14 protein-coding genes are annotated in these 15532 nt (G+C 62.5%); 4 read left to right on the forward strand and 10 right to left on the reverse strand.

Annotated elements, in window-relative coordinates:
- Positions 1-204: 204 nt before the first annotated feature.
- Complete coding sequence (locus ACM6I6_RS20440; RefSeq protein ID WP_323628512.1) at positions 205-987, reverse strand: response regulator transcription factor; 783 nt, start codon at positions 985-987, stop codon at positions 205-207.
- A 111-nt stretch (positions 988-1098) separates the two neighbouring features.
- Positions 1099-1569 carry a prepilin peptidase gene (locus tag ACM6I6_RS20445; RefSeq protein WP_414920640.1) on the reverse strand — a complete coding sequence of 157 codons (471 nt, stop codon included), beginning with the start codon at positions 1567-1569 and terminating at the stop codon, positions 1099-1101.
- Positions 1570-1643: 74 nt separating this feature from the next.
- Here ACM6I6_RS20445 and ACM6I6_RS20450 point away from each other — a divergent pair, with 74 nt between their 5' ends.
- Both ACM6I6_RS20450 and ACM6I6_RS20455 read left to right on the forward strand, forming a co-directional pair.
- Entirely contained in the window at positions 1644-2084 is a 441-nt protein-coding gene (locus ACM6I6_RS20450) for a TadE/TadG family type IV pilus assembly protein (protein WP_274077469.1), read from the forward strand.
- Positions 2081-4849, forward strand: a complete 2769-nt coding sequence (locus tag ACM6I6_RS20455; RefSeq protein WP_414920641.1) for an ATP-binding protein — start codon at positions 2081-2083, stop codon at positions 4847-4849. The genes ACM6I6_RS20450 and ACM6I6_RS20455 overlap by 4 nt, the downstream gene beginning before the upstream one ends.
- Here the strand turns inward: ACM6I6_RS20455 and ACM6I6_RS20460 are convergent.
- The 5 genes from ACM6I6_RS20460 to ACM6I6_RS20480 form a co-directional block, all read right to left on the reverse strand.
- Positions 4819-6786 (reverse strand): pilus assembly protein TadG-related protein, encoded by a 1968-nt coding sequence (locus ACM6I6_RS20460; protein ID WP_414920642.1) that lies wholly within the window; start codon positions 6784-6786, stop codon positions 4819-4821. The two genes, ACM6I6_RS20455 and ACM6I6_RS20460, sit on opposite strands and share 31 nt — an antisense overlap.
- Before the next feature lie 218 nt (positions 6787-7004).
- Positions 7005-7565: a DUF4136 domain-containing protein gene (locus ACM6I6_RS20465; RefSeq protein ID WP_414920643.1), complete on the reverse strand. Its 561-nt coding sequence runs from the start codon at positions 7563-7565 to the stop codon at positions 7005-7007.
- Positions 7566-7620: 55 nt separating this feature from the next.
- On the reverse strand, positions 7621-8238 hold the full coding sequence (locus ACM6I6_RS20470) for a DUF4136 domain-containing protein (protein WP_274077473.1): 618 nt from the start codon (positions 8236-8238) through the stop codon (positions 7621-7623).
- A 12-nt stretch (positions 8239-8250) separates the two neighbouring features.
- The gene (locus tag ACM6I6_RS20475; RefSeq protein ID WP_274077474.1) at positions 8251-9000 is read right to left on the reverse strand and encodes a methyltransferase domain-containing protein; all 750 of its coding nucleotides are present in this window, start codon (positions 8998-9000) and stop codon (positions 8251-8253) included.
- Complete coding sequence (locus tag ACM6I6_RS20480) at positions 9000-9302, reverse strand: MazG-like family protein (RefSeq protein WP_030128233.1); 303 nt, start codon at positions 9300-9302, stop codon at positions 9000-9002. The genes ACM6I6_RS20475 and ACM6I6_RS20480 overlap by 1 nt, the downstream gene beginning before the upstream one ends.
- Before the next feature lie 164 nt (positions 9303-9466).
- Here ACM6I6_RS20480 and ACM6I6_RS20485 point away from each other — a divergent pair, with 164 nt between their 5' ends.
- Complete coding sequence (locus tag ACM6I6_RS20485) at positions 9467-9760, forward strand: hypothetical protein (protein ID WP_274077475.1); 294 nt, start codon at positions 9467-9469, stop codon at positions 9758-9760.
- A gap of 66 nt (positions 9761-9826) precedes the next feature.
- Positions 9827-11173, forward strand: a complete 1347-nt coding sequence (locus ACM6I6_RS20490; RefSeq protein ID WP_274077476.1) for an MATE family efflux transporter — start codon at positions 9827-9829, stop codon at positions 11171-11173.
- A 24-nt stretch (positions 11174-11197) separates the two neighbouring features.
- On the opposite strand, the gene ACM6I6_RS20495 is transcribed toward ACM6I6_RS20490, so the two are convergent.
- From ACM6I6_RS20495 to speA, 3 genes are all read right to left on the reverse strand, one after another.
- The gene (locus tag ACM6I6_RS20495) at positions 11198-11995 is read right to left on the reverse strand and encodes a DUF4123 domain-containing protein (RefSeq protein WP_408599642.1); all 798 of its coding nucleotides are present in this window, start codon (positions 11993-11995) and stop codon (positions 11198-11200) included.
- Positions 11992-13314 (reverse strand): contractile injection system protein, VgrG/Pvc8 family, encoded by a 1323-nt coding sequence (locus ACM6I6_RS20500; RefSeq protein ID WP_414920644.1) that lies wholly within the window; start codon positions 13312-13314, stop codon positions 11992-11994. The genes ACM6I6_RS20495 and ACM6I6_RS20500 overlap by 4 nt, the downstream gene beginning before the upstream one ends.
- Before the next feature lie 231 nt (positions 13315-13545).
- Complete coding sequence (gene speA / locus ACM6I6_RS20505; RefSeq protein WP_414920645.1) at positions 13546-15459, reverse strand: arginine decarboxylase; 1914 nt, start codon at positions 15457-15459, stop codon at positions 13546-13548.
- Positions 15460-15532: the final 73 nt, after the last annotated feature.

Here is a 15532-nt window from a genome sequence, read left to right on the forward strand (position 1 = left end):
TGGCCCTCAAGCCGAGCGCCAAACTCACCGACGCCATCGCCAGCAAGCCGGCCCCTACAAAGAATCGAGATCACCGCCAAACCTGTAGGAGCTGGCTTGCCCGCGATTGGCCCTCAAGCCTGGCGCCGACCTCACCGACGCCATCGCCAGCAAGCCGGCTCCTACAAGTAGGGCGAGTACATCCGACAGATTCAGGTGCGGTGATCAGTTCGCAGTTAACCGATGGCGCCCGCCCGAGTTACTCGGCGTCAACGCCAACGCCAGTTGCGTGCGGTTGTGCATATGGGTCAACCGCAGCACCTGCGACACGTACAACTTCACCGTGTTCTCGGTAATGCCCAACTCGCAGGCAATCTGGTAGTTGGTCTGCCCCTTGCCCACCAGGCGCGCCACATCCAACTGACGTGGCGACAGTTGATTGAAAATCGCCGGAATCTCGGCCCGTCCGGCATCGCTGACAGCGCCATCATCCGTACCCGGTGCAGACGGTGTGCGCCTGACCCGGTCGAGGTCCTGGTACAAATCATCCAGCGACTCGGACAGGTATTGCAGCTTCTGATTCAGATGCCCCAACTGCAACGCCTTGTGCCGCTCCTGCAGTACCACTTCCTGGCGTTGCACGCCTTCGAGCAATTCATTCAGATCAATCGGCTTCTGGTAGTAATCGGCAAAGCCGGCGCGCAGTGCCTTGATCACATCCTGCTTGCCCGCCTGCCCGGTGAGCATGATCGCCTCGAAAGCCCGGTGTTTGCCGGACAGCTGTTGCAGCTCCTGGACCATCTGGATGCCGTCCAGGCCAGGCATATGCAAATCGCAGAGCACCAGGCCGATTTCCGTGTCCTGGTTGAAACGTTCGATCGCCTGATGGCTGGATTCGCAGGCAACGCAACGGTAGCCGCTGTTCTCAAGAAATTCGCAAAGTTCTGCAACGATCTGGGGCTGATCGTCGACCACAAGGACTTTTACTGCCGAAGTACGCTTGTTCACGTGCAACTCCCTGCAAGGCCAAGGACTGACCGTCCCTTTATCGACAGCCTGAGGCTGTACAACCTCTGAATGAAAGTAGTCGCTCTTTGGCCGCTGTACAAAAACGGATGACTAGCCGAACCAGGCCAATGTCAGCATCAGACCCACCAGGAGGAAAGGGGCAAAGGGTTGTTTCTTTGACAGACCAGGCTCCAGGTAAACCAGGTGGCCTCTAAGCCCTTGACCGATATGAAGCCAGACTCTTGGCGCCAGCAGCCACCAACACGCACTGGCGAGACCCGCGCCGATCAATACCCCCAACACATGCCGACCATCGGTCGCCAGCCCCAGGGCGGTCATGAGTTTGACGTCCCCGGCGCCCAGTCGGCGCATCCCATAGCCGGGCAAGGTAAACGCCAATGCCAGCAGCGCAGCCCAGCCGCCCTGCTCGGCCGGCGCGCCGATCCAGGTGGTGCCGCTCCATAACAGATACGCCAAAGCCAGCGCCCCGACGCCCAGGGTCAGGCGATTGGCGATGTGCCGTTCCCGGGCATCCTGCGCTGCGCATAGCGTCAGCCAGATCAGTAGTACAAAGCTCTGCATCCGGTAAAAAACGTCCGTTTTGGCTGAATGATTCTATGCTGACATTACCTCGAGTTGTCAGGGTAGACGCACTCATGAAAAGCAGCCTCCCACGTAAGCAAAAAGGTGCCGTCGCGATTGAATTTGCCTTGGTGTTCGTGATTTTTTTCGCGGTGTTCTACGCCATCGTCGCTTACAGCCTGCCGCTGCTGCTGATGCAGTCGTTCAACCAGTCGACGGCCGAAGCCGTGCGTCGTAGCGTGGCGCTGGACCCGAACACGCCCGGTTACGAGGCCGCGCTGAAAAACGTCGTCAAGCTGGAACTGACCCGTCAGTTGGCCTGGATTCCCGCCGGGCTGAATTTCGATGTCGCCACTGACACGACCACCACTTACACAGGTGGCGTGTTGAAGGTCGTCATCCACTATCCCTCGCAAAAGTTGAACGCGGTGATTCCGTTTCTGAGCCTGCCGGGGATTGGCTCCGTGCCGAGTTTACCGGTGACGCTCACCGCCAGTTCGAGTCTGCAGTTTTGAGTGCCGGGGACAAACTCTTCGGGCGTCTGCTCAATCGCCATCCGCCCGCGCCCCAGGAAATCCCGGAGCCCTTGAGTGTGCTCGGCGTCGGCCTGCAGATGCAGCTCAATGCCCAAGGACGCGTGCTGCTCCTGACCGGCCCGTTGCGGCATCAGCTAGCCCAGCAGGTCCCCACGGCACAGCTGCCGCACCTGCTGGATTTTCTCTTGCCCCATTGCAGCCTCGCCATCGAGGGCGCTCCCGCCGATTGGCAGGGCCAGCTCCTGGACCTGGATTTCTACAGCCTCAACGGGCCACCCCTGCACCTGCGTGGCTGGGTGCAGCCGATGGCGGACGCCTGGCTGCTGCAGTTGCTGGACATCGGCGACTTGCTGCTGGAACGCCGGCAAGCGCGCCTGCGCGAGCAGTGCCAGTTGCTCGCGGCACAGATCGGCGAGCAGTTGCGCCTGTGTAGCCTGATGCGCCTGCCCGAGGTATTGATCGACCAATTACAGGCACTGGCCCAACGCTTTCACATTCCCTGTATCGCCCTGGCGTTGCTCGATGAGCAAGAGCAGGGCTGGCAGATTCACCAGCACTACGCCGGCTTCGATACGCCCTGCCTGTGGCGCACCGGTCAGCGCCTGGGCACCGGCCTCGATAGCTTGAACGGCTCCACGCCGCATCACCTGAACCTGGGCGAACATCCGCGCCTGCAAGGCATCTTTGCCAGCACGGAGGGGTTCGCCGTGCCCTATCACGATGCCCAAGGCGTGGTGGCCTGGTTGCTTTGCGGCTGTTACCCGGTCCAGCAGCAGGCCCCGGATGTCAGCGAGCGTGACTGGTTGCAGTTCGCCGCCGCCCTCGCCGGCCCCTTGCTGGAACGCTTGCGCGAACATCGCCACCATCTGCAGTTGGAGCGCCTGGAGGCGTTGCAGGCCTTGCTCGGCACCGGCTGGTGGGAAGTCTTCAGCGACAGCGCCGAGGTGCAATTGGCTCCCTCGCTGACCCGCGCCCTGAATCTTCAGCAAGAGCGTTTGCCGCTGCAGGACTGGCTCGCGCAAGTGCACCCCGCCGACCGCGAAGAGTTGCGCAGCCGCCTGCAGGATTTGCAGCACGAAAGCACGCCACTGCTGTTGTGCGTACGCCTGTACCGCGCCGACGGCAACGCCCCGGCGACCTGGTATCGCTTGCAGGGCCAGGCCCTGGGCGTGGGCAGCCAGCAGCGCCTGGTAGGATTCATGCTCGACATCAGCGACATCAAGAACCAGGAGCAACTGGCCGCCGCCGCCCATGCGCGACTGGACAATCTGATCGCCAGTTCGCCCGCGGTAATTTATGTGCAGCGTTATGTCGAAGGCGCGCTGCAACCGACCTTCTTCAGCGACAGCCTGCAACCGTTGCTGGGCTGGACGCTCGCCGAGTGTGCCGGTGCGGCGTTGATCGAACGTGTTCACCCCGAGGATCGCGAGCGCTATTTCGAACGCACCCGCCTGCTGCTGCGCGAAGGTTCGACACGGGCACGCTATCGCCTGCGCGACAGTCGTGGCGATTACCACTGGCTGCTCGACGAAGCCCGGTTGCTGCGCGATGACCTGGGTCTGCCGGTGGAGGCCGTCGGCCTGTGGCTGGACGTCACCGAAGCGACGCTGGCAGCCGAGCACGTCAAACAGAGCGAGGAGCGTTACCGGATGTTGGTAGAGGACTCGCCGGCGATGATCTGCCGCTACCGCCCGGACCTGACCCTGACCTTCGGCAACCGGCCGCTGGCGACCTATCTGGAATGTTCGCCCGAGGGCTTGCCGGGAGTGAACCTGGGCAGCTGGATGTCGGCGCAGCAGCGCGAGTCCTTCCTCCAGCGCCTGAGCCTATTGAGCCCGGAGTTCCCGGTGAGCACGGCGGAAATCAACCTGCAGTTGCCCGGCCGCGAACACGCCTGGTGGGTCTGGTCGGATCGCGGGGTGTTCGACGAGGAAGGTCGCCTGCTGGAAATCCAGGCCGTGGGCCGCGACAACACCGAGGTTCGACGCGCCCAGCAACAACTGACCCAAAGCGCGAAGATGGCCACGCTGGGCGAGATGGCCACCGGCCTGGCCCATGAAATCAACCAGCCGCTGAACGTGATGCGCATGGCGATCGTCAATGTGCTCAAGCGCCTGGACAATGGCAATCTGCAGATCGATTACCTGACCGACAAACTCAACCGCATCGACACACAAGTCCAGCGCGCGGCGCGGGTGGTGGACCATATGCGCGTGTTCGGCCGGCGCTCGGAGATCGAGCAGCACCCGTTCAACCCGGCCCAGGCCATCGAAGGCACGTTGTCGTTATTGGCCGAAGGAATGCGCGGTAAAGGGGTGGAACTGCGGGTCAGCGAAAGCGGATTTTCGGTGCAGGTGCGCGGGCATGTCGATCAACTTGAACAGGTGTTGATCAACCTGATGGTCAACGCCCGCGACGCGCTGCTCGGCAAGTGTGAGAGCGACCAGCAGTTCAAGCCGTGGATCGCGCTGTACGCCGAGCGCGATCAACACGCGGTGCGCCTGTGGGTTGAAGACAACGGCGGCGGCATCGATCCGCGTCTGCTGGAGCGGATCTTCGAACCCTTCTTCACCACCAAGCCGGTGGGCGTTGGCACCGGCTTGGGGTTGTCGGTGAGCTACGGCATCGTGCAGAACATGGGCGGAACGCTCAGCGCCAGCAACTCGACCGAGGGCGCGCGGTTTTGCATCGAGCTGCCGATCGTGCCCGACGATCAGATCACCAGCGACGCTCGACCGGCGTGACAGCTGAGGTTGGCGCCGACTTCGACCTTGTTCAAGTCGATGCCCAGGCTCGCCAGCAAGGTGTTGATGAGGGTATCGAGCAGCGGGCTGAGCACGCTGTTGATCGCATTGCCCAGCGCGGTGGTGACGTCGTTCAAAAGGCTGCCCAGGCCACCGATGATGCTGCCCGACGGCCCATACATGCTCACCCCGAGGTCGCTGACGGTGGTGCTCAGGCTGTTGACGATGTTGTTGGTGGTATAGGCGAAGAAAAACGGCGGCTGGTTGATTTCCGGCAGGTTGGCGGCGGCTGGCGCGGAATACACGTGGAGCATGTTGGGGTTTTGCGCCACCGAGGTGTTGACCCGGATGCCGATGCCGCCGGTGGGCCGGTGGTTGTAGCAGACCGCTGGTAAAAACAGCAGCCGTTGGCAGGTCTGCACGCCGACATAGATGAGCTGTAGCGGGTTCACGTCATTGGTCGGCGGGACCAAAGCGGAGCCAAACACATCGGCCGGGTCGATCTGCCCGACTTTCAATCCGATCAGCGTGGTCGTGGTGTTGGTCGTCAGGCTTTTGTTGGTCGCGCTGATGCAGCTGTAGGCCGTGACATAACTCCAAGCACCGCCCGCCTCCAGGGCGACATCGAGCCGTATCGGTGGTGGCAGGAGCTTGGTTTCCGGCGTGTCACACGGCGCGCCCAAGCCGCAGGTCAGCAACTTGTCCACACGCAGTCCCAACAGGTCCTGGAGGAAGCTGGTCAGCGACGTCGCAAGGTCCAGTACGGCATTGGCCAGGGGCGTGATGGCGTCCAGCACCGGCAGGTTGATCGACAACAACGTCTTCACCTGGGCCGTTCGAACATGGATGCGGTTGGGCCCCAACGGCGCCAGCGCGGCGTTTTTCGGATTGCCCACGGCCGACAGTTGCGGCGGCTGCATGACCTGCACCCGCGCGGTGATCTGCGCCAGGCCCGCGAGGTTGATCGGCAGGGTCGCCACCAGGCCGGTTTGCTTGTTGGCCAACTGCACGACGCCTTCAATCAGGTCGAAGGCTTTGAGGTTCACTGCCAGGGCCGAGATGTCACTGCCGCTTTCGACGTGCAGCAAATCGCCCAGCACCACGCTGGTGGTACCGGCCGCCACCTTCAGCGCCTTCAGGCTGACGATCGTGGCACTCGCCGCCAGAGTTCCGTTGGGGTCCAGGACATTGATGGCGGCCTGGATCAACTGGCTGACGTTGATGCTGTTGGCCAGCACCTGGTCATAACCTGCGGCGGTCAGGCCGAGGTCGATTTTCAGGCGATTGAGGTAGCCGAGCAGGCTGATGTTGCTATTGACCAGGCCATTCCAGCCGGCGGCATTGATCGTCACGTTGCCGCCCAGCAAGCCCCCGAACAGCAAGCTGGTGATGGCTGCCTTGCTGGTATCGAATGCCAGGGCGGTGCTGCGGATGGTCAATGCGGCCAAAGGCGGCGGCAGCGCGGCGACAGCTGTGGCCTTCAGGGTCAGGGTCGAGCCCGCAGCGGCACCACCAAACAGTGCGCCGATGCCGCCGACAAGACTTTGCGGCACGACATGGCTGGCGATGACCTGGATCGCTTCGCTTTTAGCAGGGTCGACGGCAAACACCCGAAGGCCGTCGGCATCCAGGGACAGCGCGCCGCAGCTGACCGCCAGTGCACGCCCGTCGCCGGGCAGGGTGAAGCCGTTGCGCTGGGCGCTGGCAGTGGCGTAGCTGGTGGCGGTTGCGCCGGTGGAACAATCACCGCCCCGTGTGGCGGCTTCGAGGGCGGCCATGTCGGCGATGCGCTGCAGGTTGCGTTTTTCCAGGTACAGCCGCCCGCTGTCGATGACCAGCAGCGTGAATGCCAGCGCCAGCGCCAGCGTCACCGCCGCCATCAAGCCAATCGCCCCCCTTTGCCGGGCCGGGCCGCGAAACTGCTTGCGGGGCGACATCACGCACTCCTTTGCCGGCGCACTGCCGAACGTGACCTCCGTGGGTAAAGGCAGTGTAGACAAGGGATGGCGCGACTGCTGGCAACTCGCCACCCCCAGCAACAACAAATCCCCTGTAGGAGCTGGCTTGCCAGCGATGAGGGCCTTCAGAACACCGTAGAACTTGAGGGCCTCTTCGCTGGCAAGCCAGCTCCTACAGGGGATGTTTACAGGGTGTTTTATCGGTGCGGGGGATAGTTCGCCAAAATCCGCGTGACCGTTTCGTGTATCGCAGTGCTGCGGTCCGTCGGCTTGGGGGTGCGGCTGAGGATTTGCTCGTCACTGCCGCGCCACACCAGCTTGCCGTCCTTGCCGTCGAGCAGGTCGATCTGGATGGTCGCGACCTTGTAGGACACCAGGCGGGTTTCGTTGTACATCGGCGCGCCATAGTAGCCGTACCAGGGGTTACCCCAACCGCCGCCGTAGTTGGTCGTCACCTGTTGCTGGCGTTCCTCGACTACCAGGTAGGTCTGCACACTCAAGTCGCCCTTGGCGCCAGCGCCTGCCTGGCGCAGGCCACGTTGGTCGAGCTGGTCGACTACCGATTCGCGCACGCGCTGTTCGGTCAGGTCGCTCTTGATCCTGGGGTCATCGGGACGGTATTGCAGCGCGGGTTCTTTCCAGCTCCAGCTGTGATACGCGGCAAAATCGCGGCTGGCGTCGAAGTCATGATTGACCTGATTGGCAGCGCAGGCACTGAGCAATACGGCCACTGCCAGTAAAGCGAGACGGCGGAACATGATGATTCTCCGGTAGAAGACATGAACCTGCGAAATGCTTCTTGACCACAGGAAGCTAACTGGGAGGATACGCCGACATTGCCTTTTCTACAGCCTCCCGTATGGCGTCGACCCGCTCGCCCTGGCTCCCCCGGTTGCTGGTTTCCGCACTGGAACTCCAGACCGATTGACCGTCTTGCGCGTCGAACAGGTCGACATGAACCACCACGACCTGTTCCTCGTAAGTGCGCACAATTGGCATGCTGCCGTACATGCCGTAACCCGGCCCATAACCATATCGATTGTAGCCGCCGTAACCGCCGTAGTAGCCGTAATCGTCCTGGACCTGACGCAAGCGGGTTTCCAGGCGCAGGTCAGCGCTGACGAACAGGTCCGCCGGCCGATTGTCATGCAGGGGCCGCAGGCCGCGTTGGTCCAGGGCGTTGCTGACCGCTTCGGCGACCTGCGCCGAATCCGCCCAGGTAGTGCCCGGCGGCAGCTGCCCGTTGAGCCAGGCCCAGCTGCGATACCGCCCGTAGTCTCGCGGTGGCGCCGGGTAGGCGCTGCGATCGAAGGTAGTGGCCGCTTGAGGCGGGGCAGGCGGCAAGGGCCTGGAACTTGCCACGTACGGATTGCTGCCCTGGCAGGCAGCCAGGCCCAGGCAGATCAACAGCAACCCTGAACGACTTTTCATTTCGAGCTCCGATCAGACCGGCCGACAGATCCAGTGCAAATATCGCCCAAGCCCGGCAAAGCTTGGATGGCGACGGTGGGCCAACTCCATTTCGAGCAGATCCACCAGTTCGGCGCGGGCCTGGAACTCCACCGGCATGTAATCGTGAAAAACCCGCACGCCACTCTGGCTTTCGACCTGCCACAGGCCGTCAAGTTGCGCCGCCAACTCCCGTGGGTCCAGCGGCTGTTGCGGGGTCAGGCTCTGCTTTTCACCGGCCATGTCGTTTTTTCGCATCTTGCGGAAATGGCCCTTGAGCAAGTTGCGGTAAATCAGCGCGTCGCGGTTGTAGAAGGCCAGGGACAGCCAGCCGTCGGCCTTGGTCAGCTGATGCAGCACCGGCAGGATGGCGTGCGGTTCGGCCAGCCATTCCAGCACGGCATGACACAGCACCAGGTCGTAGGGTTCGGTGAGCTGACCGAGCAGTTCCTGCCAGGGCGCCTGGATGAAGGTGGCAGTCTGTCCCGCGTCGGCAAAGCGCTGGCGGGCGCCTTCGAGCATGGGTTCGGCGGGTTCGGCCAGGGTCACCTGGTGGCCACGCTCGGCCAGCCACAACGACATGTGGCCAAGGCCGGCGCCGATATCCAGCACCCGCAGCGGCCGATCCGGCAGGGCCTCGGCCAAGTCGGCCTGCAGCACCGCCAGGCGAATCGCGCCTTTGGCGCCGCCGTATATTTTTTCGGCGAAGCGCGTCGCCAGTTGATCGAAATGACGGTCGCTCATCAGCTGAACCTCCGCTCGCTGTCCGCCAGCTTGCTGCGCACGACGTCATTCATGTCCAGGCCCAATTCGCTGCACAGCAACAACAGATAGAGCACGATATCGCCGATTTCCTGCCCAGCATGGGCCAGCTTGTCGGCCGGCAGCTGCCGTGACTGGTCTTCGCTCAGCCACTGGAAAATCTCCACCAGCTCGGACATTTCGACACTGGCGGCCATGGCCAGGTTTTTCGGGCTGTGAAATTGCCGCCAGTCATTGCGATCACGGATGGCGTGCAGGCGTTCGGTCAGTTCAACAAGGTTCATCGGGCTCTCCTGAAGGCGTATAGCTTCAAGGGGATGACGGGGGAAGGCAAGTGCCTGGCAGCGGTGACAGTCTTTGCACCATAATCAGTCGATGGCGTGTTTCGGCGGCGCCTGTAAAAATTCGCTGGCAAGCCAGCTCCTACAGAAGACAGGACGTTCATTCCATGCAGGTAGAAGGTTTCTTTGAGTGGCTTGGCCAGATCCTGGGCACAGCCATCCGTTTCATCGTTGACGCCCTCAGCGGTCTGTTCCAACTGGTGAGTCGCGCCAGCAGCCATTTTGTCGAAGGCTTGTCCGAGGCGCTGGGCATGGACACCTCGATCATCAGCATCGTCACCCTGATCCTCGGGTTGGTGCTGTTGTGGTCGGCGATCCGCGCGTTCATGAACGCCTCGATCATCATGGGGATCATCTGGTTGATGCTGGGGTTGTGGTTGCTTAGCTGGATCATGCACTGACCCCGGCAACGGATCGCTGCAGATTCTGCAGGGGTCGCTACAATGCCCGCTCCCCAAGGAGCCTGCATGTCCAACCTGATCGCCGACTGGCGCGACCGCCCAACCCATCGTAGGGTCTGGGCGCTGGCTGCGCCGATGATTCTCTCGAACATTTCCGTACCGCTGGTGGCACTGGTCGACAGCACCGTTATTGGCCACCTGCCCCATGCCCATCAGCTCGGAGCCGTGGCGGTCGGGGCCAGCCTCTATACCTTCCTCGCCTGGGCCATGGGTTTTCTGCGCATGGGCTCCACCGGTTTTGCCGCCCAGGCCGCAGGGCGCGGGGATGGCGCGGCGCTACGGCAGATTCTGTTGCAGGGTCTATTGCTGGCTATGGGGCTGGCAGTGGTTTTGGGCGCGCTGGGCGTGCCATTGAGCGGGGTGGCGCTGCACTTCATGCAACCGTCGGCGGAACTGGACCAGATGACCCGCGAGTTTTTCCACACGCGGCTGTTCGGCCTGCCGGCGGCACTGGCCAGTTATGCGCTGGTCGGCTGGTTTCTCGGCACGCAGAACGCCCGCGCGCCGCTGGTGATTCTGCTGACGACCAACCTGGTCAACATTGCCCTGAACCTGTGGTTTGTCCTTGGCCTGGAATGGGGGGTGGTGGGTGCGGCCCGGGCTTCGGTGATCGCCGAGTGGACCGGTGCGCTGATCGGCCTGTTGCTGACCCGCCACGCCCTGCGCGCCTATCCCGGGCATATCGTCTGGGCCGCCTTGGCGCTTTGGCAGAGTTGGCGACCGCTGCTGGCGGTCAATCGGGACATTTTCATCCGCAGCCTGGCGCTGCAATCGGTGTTTTTCCTGATCACCGTGCAAGGCGCCCGGCTGGGTGATGCAACCGTCGCCGCCAACGCCCTGCTGCTCAACGGCCTGCTGCTGACCGCCCACGCGCTCGACGGCCTGGCCCATGCCGTGGAAGCCCTGTGCGGACACGCCATCGGCGCGCGCGACCGCGATGCCCTGCGCCGCTCCCTGGTGGTTGCCTGTGGCTGGTCGTTGTTGGCAAGCCTGGGCTTTGCCGGCTTGTTCATGTTTGCCGGACACCTGTTCATCGAAATGCAGACCGACATCACCAGCGTGCGCGACACCGCGTTCCTGTACCTGCCCTACCTTGCCGTGCTGCCGCTGATCGCGGTCTGGAGCTACCTGCTCGACGGGCTGTTCATCGGCGCCACCCGCGCCAGGGAAATGCGCAATGGCATGCTGTTGACGGTGGCCTTGCTGGTGCCGTTCGCCTGGGCGCTGCAGGGCTATGGCAACCATGGCTTGTGGATAACCTTTTTGCTGTTCATGTTGCTGCGCAGCCTGACGCTCGGCTTGATTGCCTGGCGCCTGCGCGAGAACGATGGCTGGTTCGCCCGCGCTCACTGAACCGGAGTCCTTAACCGTGCCAACTCAGGGTGAATCGTTCTGCCATCGCTTGCGCAGGCTTTCGAGGCGCTCTTGCTGGGTAGCCCCCGATAATGGCTGCACCGGCAAGGCATCGGGGTACTGCAAGCGCAGCCACATCCAGCCATCGAGCACCGGACGTTCGCTGAAACCCAATGCCAGGCCCTCTTCCAGATGGCCCCACAACCGCATGAAATCAGTCCCCGTGGATTGACTCCAGCGCCAGGCATGCTGCTCCAGCAGGCAGGTCTGCAGTTTTTCCCGCTGCCATGGGCTCAGATCCTCCTCGACCGCCAGAGGGCGCACGGCCAGCCCCGGGTTGAGCAACTGCTGCCAGCCCTGACAGCCAAGCGCGCGATCCGCCCAGGTGCCGCCGAACCAGCGCAATTGGCTGATCGGCCCCAACCAGCGACTGAGTTCCTCGGCATCGCAGGCATCAAAAAAATAACTGGCGGTGTTCGGGTTGTAATAACTCAGCAAGGCCCGGTGATGCAGGTCGAACGAGACCGTGAGCATGCGCCTTAAATGCGCCAGCAATGTCGACGCCGGCGCTTCGCTGGATATCAGCAAGCCGCGCCAGCGCTGCCCGTCGACGCGGTACAGGTCGGCCAGGGCCGGGCAGGTCCGCAGATCGATGAGTAGCGGCCCCTGCTCCTGCAATGCCTGCCACTCCGTGTCTTCGAACAAGCGCAATCGCCTGGCATCGGCAAACGTCTCTTGCAGGGCCACACCGGCCTGCGGCGCGCCGGGCATGTCCAGCAATAGCCATTGCGGGCTCGCATCGGGCGCCTGGACCACCGTCATGCCGCACCGCTCTGGCCAAGGCGTGTCGCCGTGCGGCAGATGCACAGCGCCTGCGCGCAATGATTGAAACTGCCACCACCGGGCAGCAGGCACAGCAGCATCAGCGGCTCGCCCGAACCCAGCCACTGCTGCACGCCGTCGAGCGAACAATCTTCGACAACCGTGGTGGCGGCTACCGTATCCTGTTCCTCGACTGCCTCGACACTGGCGGGACCTTGCAGGAACCCGGTAATCAACGGTTGGTCCGGATCACCTTCCGTGAAGCTCACCACCACCTCCGTGCCTTGCGCCAACCGGGCGCCACTCGCAGCAGCCAATGGCAACCAGCAATGGCTGGGCGCCGCGCCCTCCCCTTGATAAAGCCAGTCAAACTGCACCGCCACTGGCCTGGATGGATCAGGGGGCGGCATGTCGACTTCCACGACCCATGCCCGTTGCAGGCTGTGCATCCTTGGCTTCACCGCACTGAGGGGCGATTCAAAGGGCAATACCCGATGCTGCGCCCGTACCTGGTTGCTGTAGGTCTGGCTCGCGCCCTGGGCGCCTTGATGCTCGATATGGGTCACCAGCCACGGCCGGTTCCATTCGGCAACCGGATGCCCGGACAGCGGCATGTACTGGCCGCTGCGCAGCGTTGACAGGTCAGTGCCACACGCCACGCGCTGCACCGCGGCATCGGTGCAGCGCTTGAGCTCAAAACGACGCACTGCCGGTTCCCCACACTCCACACTGAAAAGCGCCGCTTCAGCGAACTGAAAATCCCCCGAACCCTCGCCAAACACCACGCAATGCCTGTCAGCCCGGTGTTCGAAGTGATAGTGCAATCGCTCCTGGGCGCACAAGCGCTGAACAAACTGCAGGTCCGATTCCCGGTACTGCGTGCAGAAATCCCGCGGCGGGTAATCGCCAACCAGTTCAAAGCGCCGATCCTGATCGACGATGCCGTGCTCCCTGAGTACCTGATCAAGAATCTGCGGCACCGAGCGGTCGCTGAAAATACGCTGGCTGAAGCGCTGGGCAAGGCAGGCGAGTTTCGGCCCCAGCCGCACCTGACAGAGCCTGATCCCCGGGCCGTGATCGCGCTGGACCAGCTCATGCAACTGTCCATGGATGGCGTTTCCCGCCGGACCGAAAAGCAAGGAGGCCGAGCGGTACAGCAAGCCGGCGAGGTCGAGCGTCGGGTCTTCGATCAGCAGGTCCACGTCGAACACGAAAGGTTCGCTGATGGATTCTCTACCGGCAAAGGACAGAACTTCGAAGGCATTGGACAGACCTGCTACGTCCAGACGAAATGACGGCTCGTTGACTGGATCGACCATGGGCGTTTCTCTACAGGAGGGACAGCCGGGGATTCTCGCCGAGAGACATGGCCGAGTAGAGAGGCGAAATACAACTTAGGAAAAGGCCTACGCGAAAAGAGGACGAAATAGCTTGGATAGCCGAGACGCGGTCCTTTTCGCTGGAAAAAAGAGAAATGTCGCACCAGGCCATCTGAAATTTCCGACGCAAACGGTAAATTTTCAGACAGCCTGATGAGAGCAGTGCTTACCTCAGGAAGACAGGTAAGACGAACGGGTCAGGCCCAGGCGCAGCGCATCGAGGAACTGGGTGCGCTCGCTGGCACTGATGCGGGCACTGGCGCACTTGTCGCGGTAGTGGGTCATCAGTTCTTCCGGCGACAAGTGCACGTAACGCAGCATGTCTTCGATGGTGTCGTGGGTCTCGATACCGGCGTGATAGATGCTGCCGTCGGCATTCTGGTAGATGTTCACCGAGTCGGTGTCACCGAACAGGTTGTGCATGTCGCCGAGAATTTCCTGGTAGGCGCCGACCAGGAACACGCCCAGCAGGTAGTCCTCGCCCTCGTTCAACGAGTGCACCGGCAGGCTGGTCTCGATGCTCTGCTCGTCGACGTACTGGTTGATCTTGCCGTCGGAGTCGCAGGTCAGGTCCTGCAGCACCGCGCGGCGCAGAGGCTCTTCGTCGAGGCGGTGCAACGGGATGATCGGCAGTACCTGGTCGATGGCCCAGGTGTCCGGCAGGCTCTGGAACACCGAGAAGTTGCAGATGTACTTGTCGGCCAGCTTGTCGTTGAGTTCGTCCAGCACCTGGCGGTGGGAACGCTGGCGCGCCTTCAACGAGTTGTGCAGGCGACGGCACACGGCGAAGTAGCATTGCTCGGCCAGGGCTTTTTCGGCCAGGGTCAGTTTGCCGTCGGCGTACTGGGCAGCCACGTCGCTCATGTAGTGCGTGGCGCGCCAGTAGGTTTCGGTGACCATCTCGATGTCGGTCGGGCCCAGCAGGTCCACCAGCCACTGCACGGTTTCCGGCAGCGCTTCCTTGTTCTCGATCTGCGGCACGTCGTCGTTGTGCTTCTCGACGTCGGTCACCTGGATCACCAGCATGGCGTGGTGGGCGGTCAGGGAGCGGCCGCTTTCGGAGAAGATGTTCGGGTGCGGCAGGCTCTGCGCGTCGCAGAACTCCTTGAGCATCCCGACCACGACACCGGCGTAATCGTCCATGTCGTAGTTGATCGAGCTGGCGTTACGCGAGTGCGTACCATCGTAGTCCACGCCCAGGCCACCGCCGACGTCGATGTGATCCACCGGCAGGCCGAGGTTGCGCAGCTCGCCGTAGTAACGGATCGCTTCCTTGAAACCGTGCTGGTAGTCGGCCAGGTTGGCGATCTGCGAACCCATGTGGAAGTGCAGCAGGCGAATGCCCTGGTCCAGGCCGGCGGTGCGGAAGCGCTCGACCACCGACAGCAGTTGCGCCGCCGACAGGCCGAACTTGGATTTCTCGCCACCGGTGTCCGCCCACTTGCTCGACGCCAGGGACGACAGGCGCACTCGCAGGCCGACCTGTGGCTTGACCTTGAGCGAGGCGGCTTCTTCGATCACCAGGCCGACTTCGGATTCTTTCTCGATCACGATGAACACGTTGTGGCCAAGCTTCTGGCCCATCAGTGCCAGACGGATGAACTCGCGGTCCTTGTAGCCGTTGCAGACGATGGTGCCGCCCTTCGGCGCCAGCGCCAGCACCGCCAGCAGCTCAGGCTTGGAACCGGCTTCCAGGCCGATGGAGACGTTCTGGGTGGCGATGATGTTCTCGATCACCGCTTCCTGCTGGTTCACCTTGATCGGGTACAGCGCGGTGTACTTGCTCTGGTATTCCAGGCGCTCGATGTTGGCGTCGAACGCACCGGTCAGCTGACGCACGCGGTCTTGCAGGATGTCCGGGAAACGGACCAGCAATGGCAAGGACAGGCCGCTCTTGCGCAACTGGTCCACTTGCTCGAACAGATCGATGGGTGAACTGCTCGGACCGTTGGGACGAACTTCGACGCGACCGGCGTCATTGATCGCGAAATACCCGGCCCCCCAATGGCGAATCCCGTAAACACTGCGGCTGTCCGCAACTGTCCATTGGCTGCCATCGTCTTTGCGTGTGCGTCGTACGGACATTGAAGTCCCCTATAAAGAAGTCATAGTGCGTCGCCTGGATTCAGGCCGGCGCAGTCTAAAGAATGAAAATGAC

The sequence above is a fragment of the Pseudomonas sp. IT-P218 genome (assembly GCF_949767605.1).
In the GTDB taxonomy this organism is placed as follows: domain Bacteria; phylum Pseudomonadota; class Gammaproteobacteria; order Pseudomonadales; family Pseudomonadaceae; genus Aquipseudomonas; species Aquipseudomonas putida_AE.

What these genes read in the sequence shown, in the direction of transcription:
- ACM6I6_RS20475 (WP_274077474.1), bottom strand. Translation starts at nt 9,000, where the DNA reads ATGAGCGACCGTCATTTCGATCAACTGGCGACGCGCTTCGCCGAAAAA.
- ACM6I6_RS20445 (WP_414920640.1), bottom strand. Translation starts at nt 1,569, where the DNA reads ATGCAGAGCTTTGTACTACTGATCTGGCTGACGCTATGCGCAGCGCAG.
- ACM6I6_RS20470 (WP_274077473.1), bottom strand. Translation starts at nt 8,238, where the DNA reads ATGAAAAGTCGTTCAGGGTTGCTGTTGATCTGCCTGGGCCTGGCTGCC.
- ACM6I6_RS20450 (WP_274077469.1), top strand. Translation starts at nt 1,644, where the DNA reads ATGAAAAGCAGCCTCCCACGTAAGCAAAAAGGTGCCGTCGCGATTGAA.
- ACM6I6_RS20500 (WP_414920644.1), bottom strand. Translation starts at nt 13,314, where the DNA reads ATGGTCGATCCAGTCAACGAGCCGTCATTTCGTCTGGACGTAGCAGGT.
- ACM6I6_RS20460 (WP_414920642.1), bottom strand. Translation starts at nt 6,786, where the DNA reads ATGTCGCCCCGCAAGCAGTTTCGCGGCCCGGCCCGGCAAAGGGGGGCG.
- speA (WP_414920645.1), bottom strand. Translation starts at nt 15,459, where the DNA reads ATGTCCGTACGACGCACACGCAAAGACGATGGCAGCCAATGGACAGTT.
- ACM6I6_RS20465 (WP_414920643.1), bottom strand. Translation starts at nt 7,565, where the DNA reads ATGTTCCGCCGTCTCGCTTTACTGGCAGTGGCCGTATTGCTCAGTGCC.
- ACM6I6_RS20480 (WP_030128233.1), bottom strand. Translation starts at nt 9,302, where the DNA reads ATGAACCTTGTTGAACTGACCGAACGCCTGCACGCCATCCGTGATCGC.
- ACM6I6_RS20490 (WP_274077476.1), top strand. Translation starts at nt 9,827, where the DNA reads ATGTCCAACCTGATCGCCGACTGGCGCGACCGCCCAACCCATCGTAGG.
- ACM6I6_RS20495 (WP_408599642.1), bottom strand. Translation starts at nt 11,995, where the DNA reads ATGACGGTGGTCCAGGCGCCCGATGCGAGCCCGCAATGGCTATTGCTG.
- ACM6I6_RS20485 (WP_274077475.1), top strand. Translation starts at nt 9,467, where the DNA reads ATGCAGGTAGAAGGTTTCTTTGAGTGGCTTGGCCAGATCCTGGGCACA.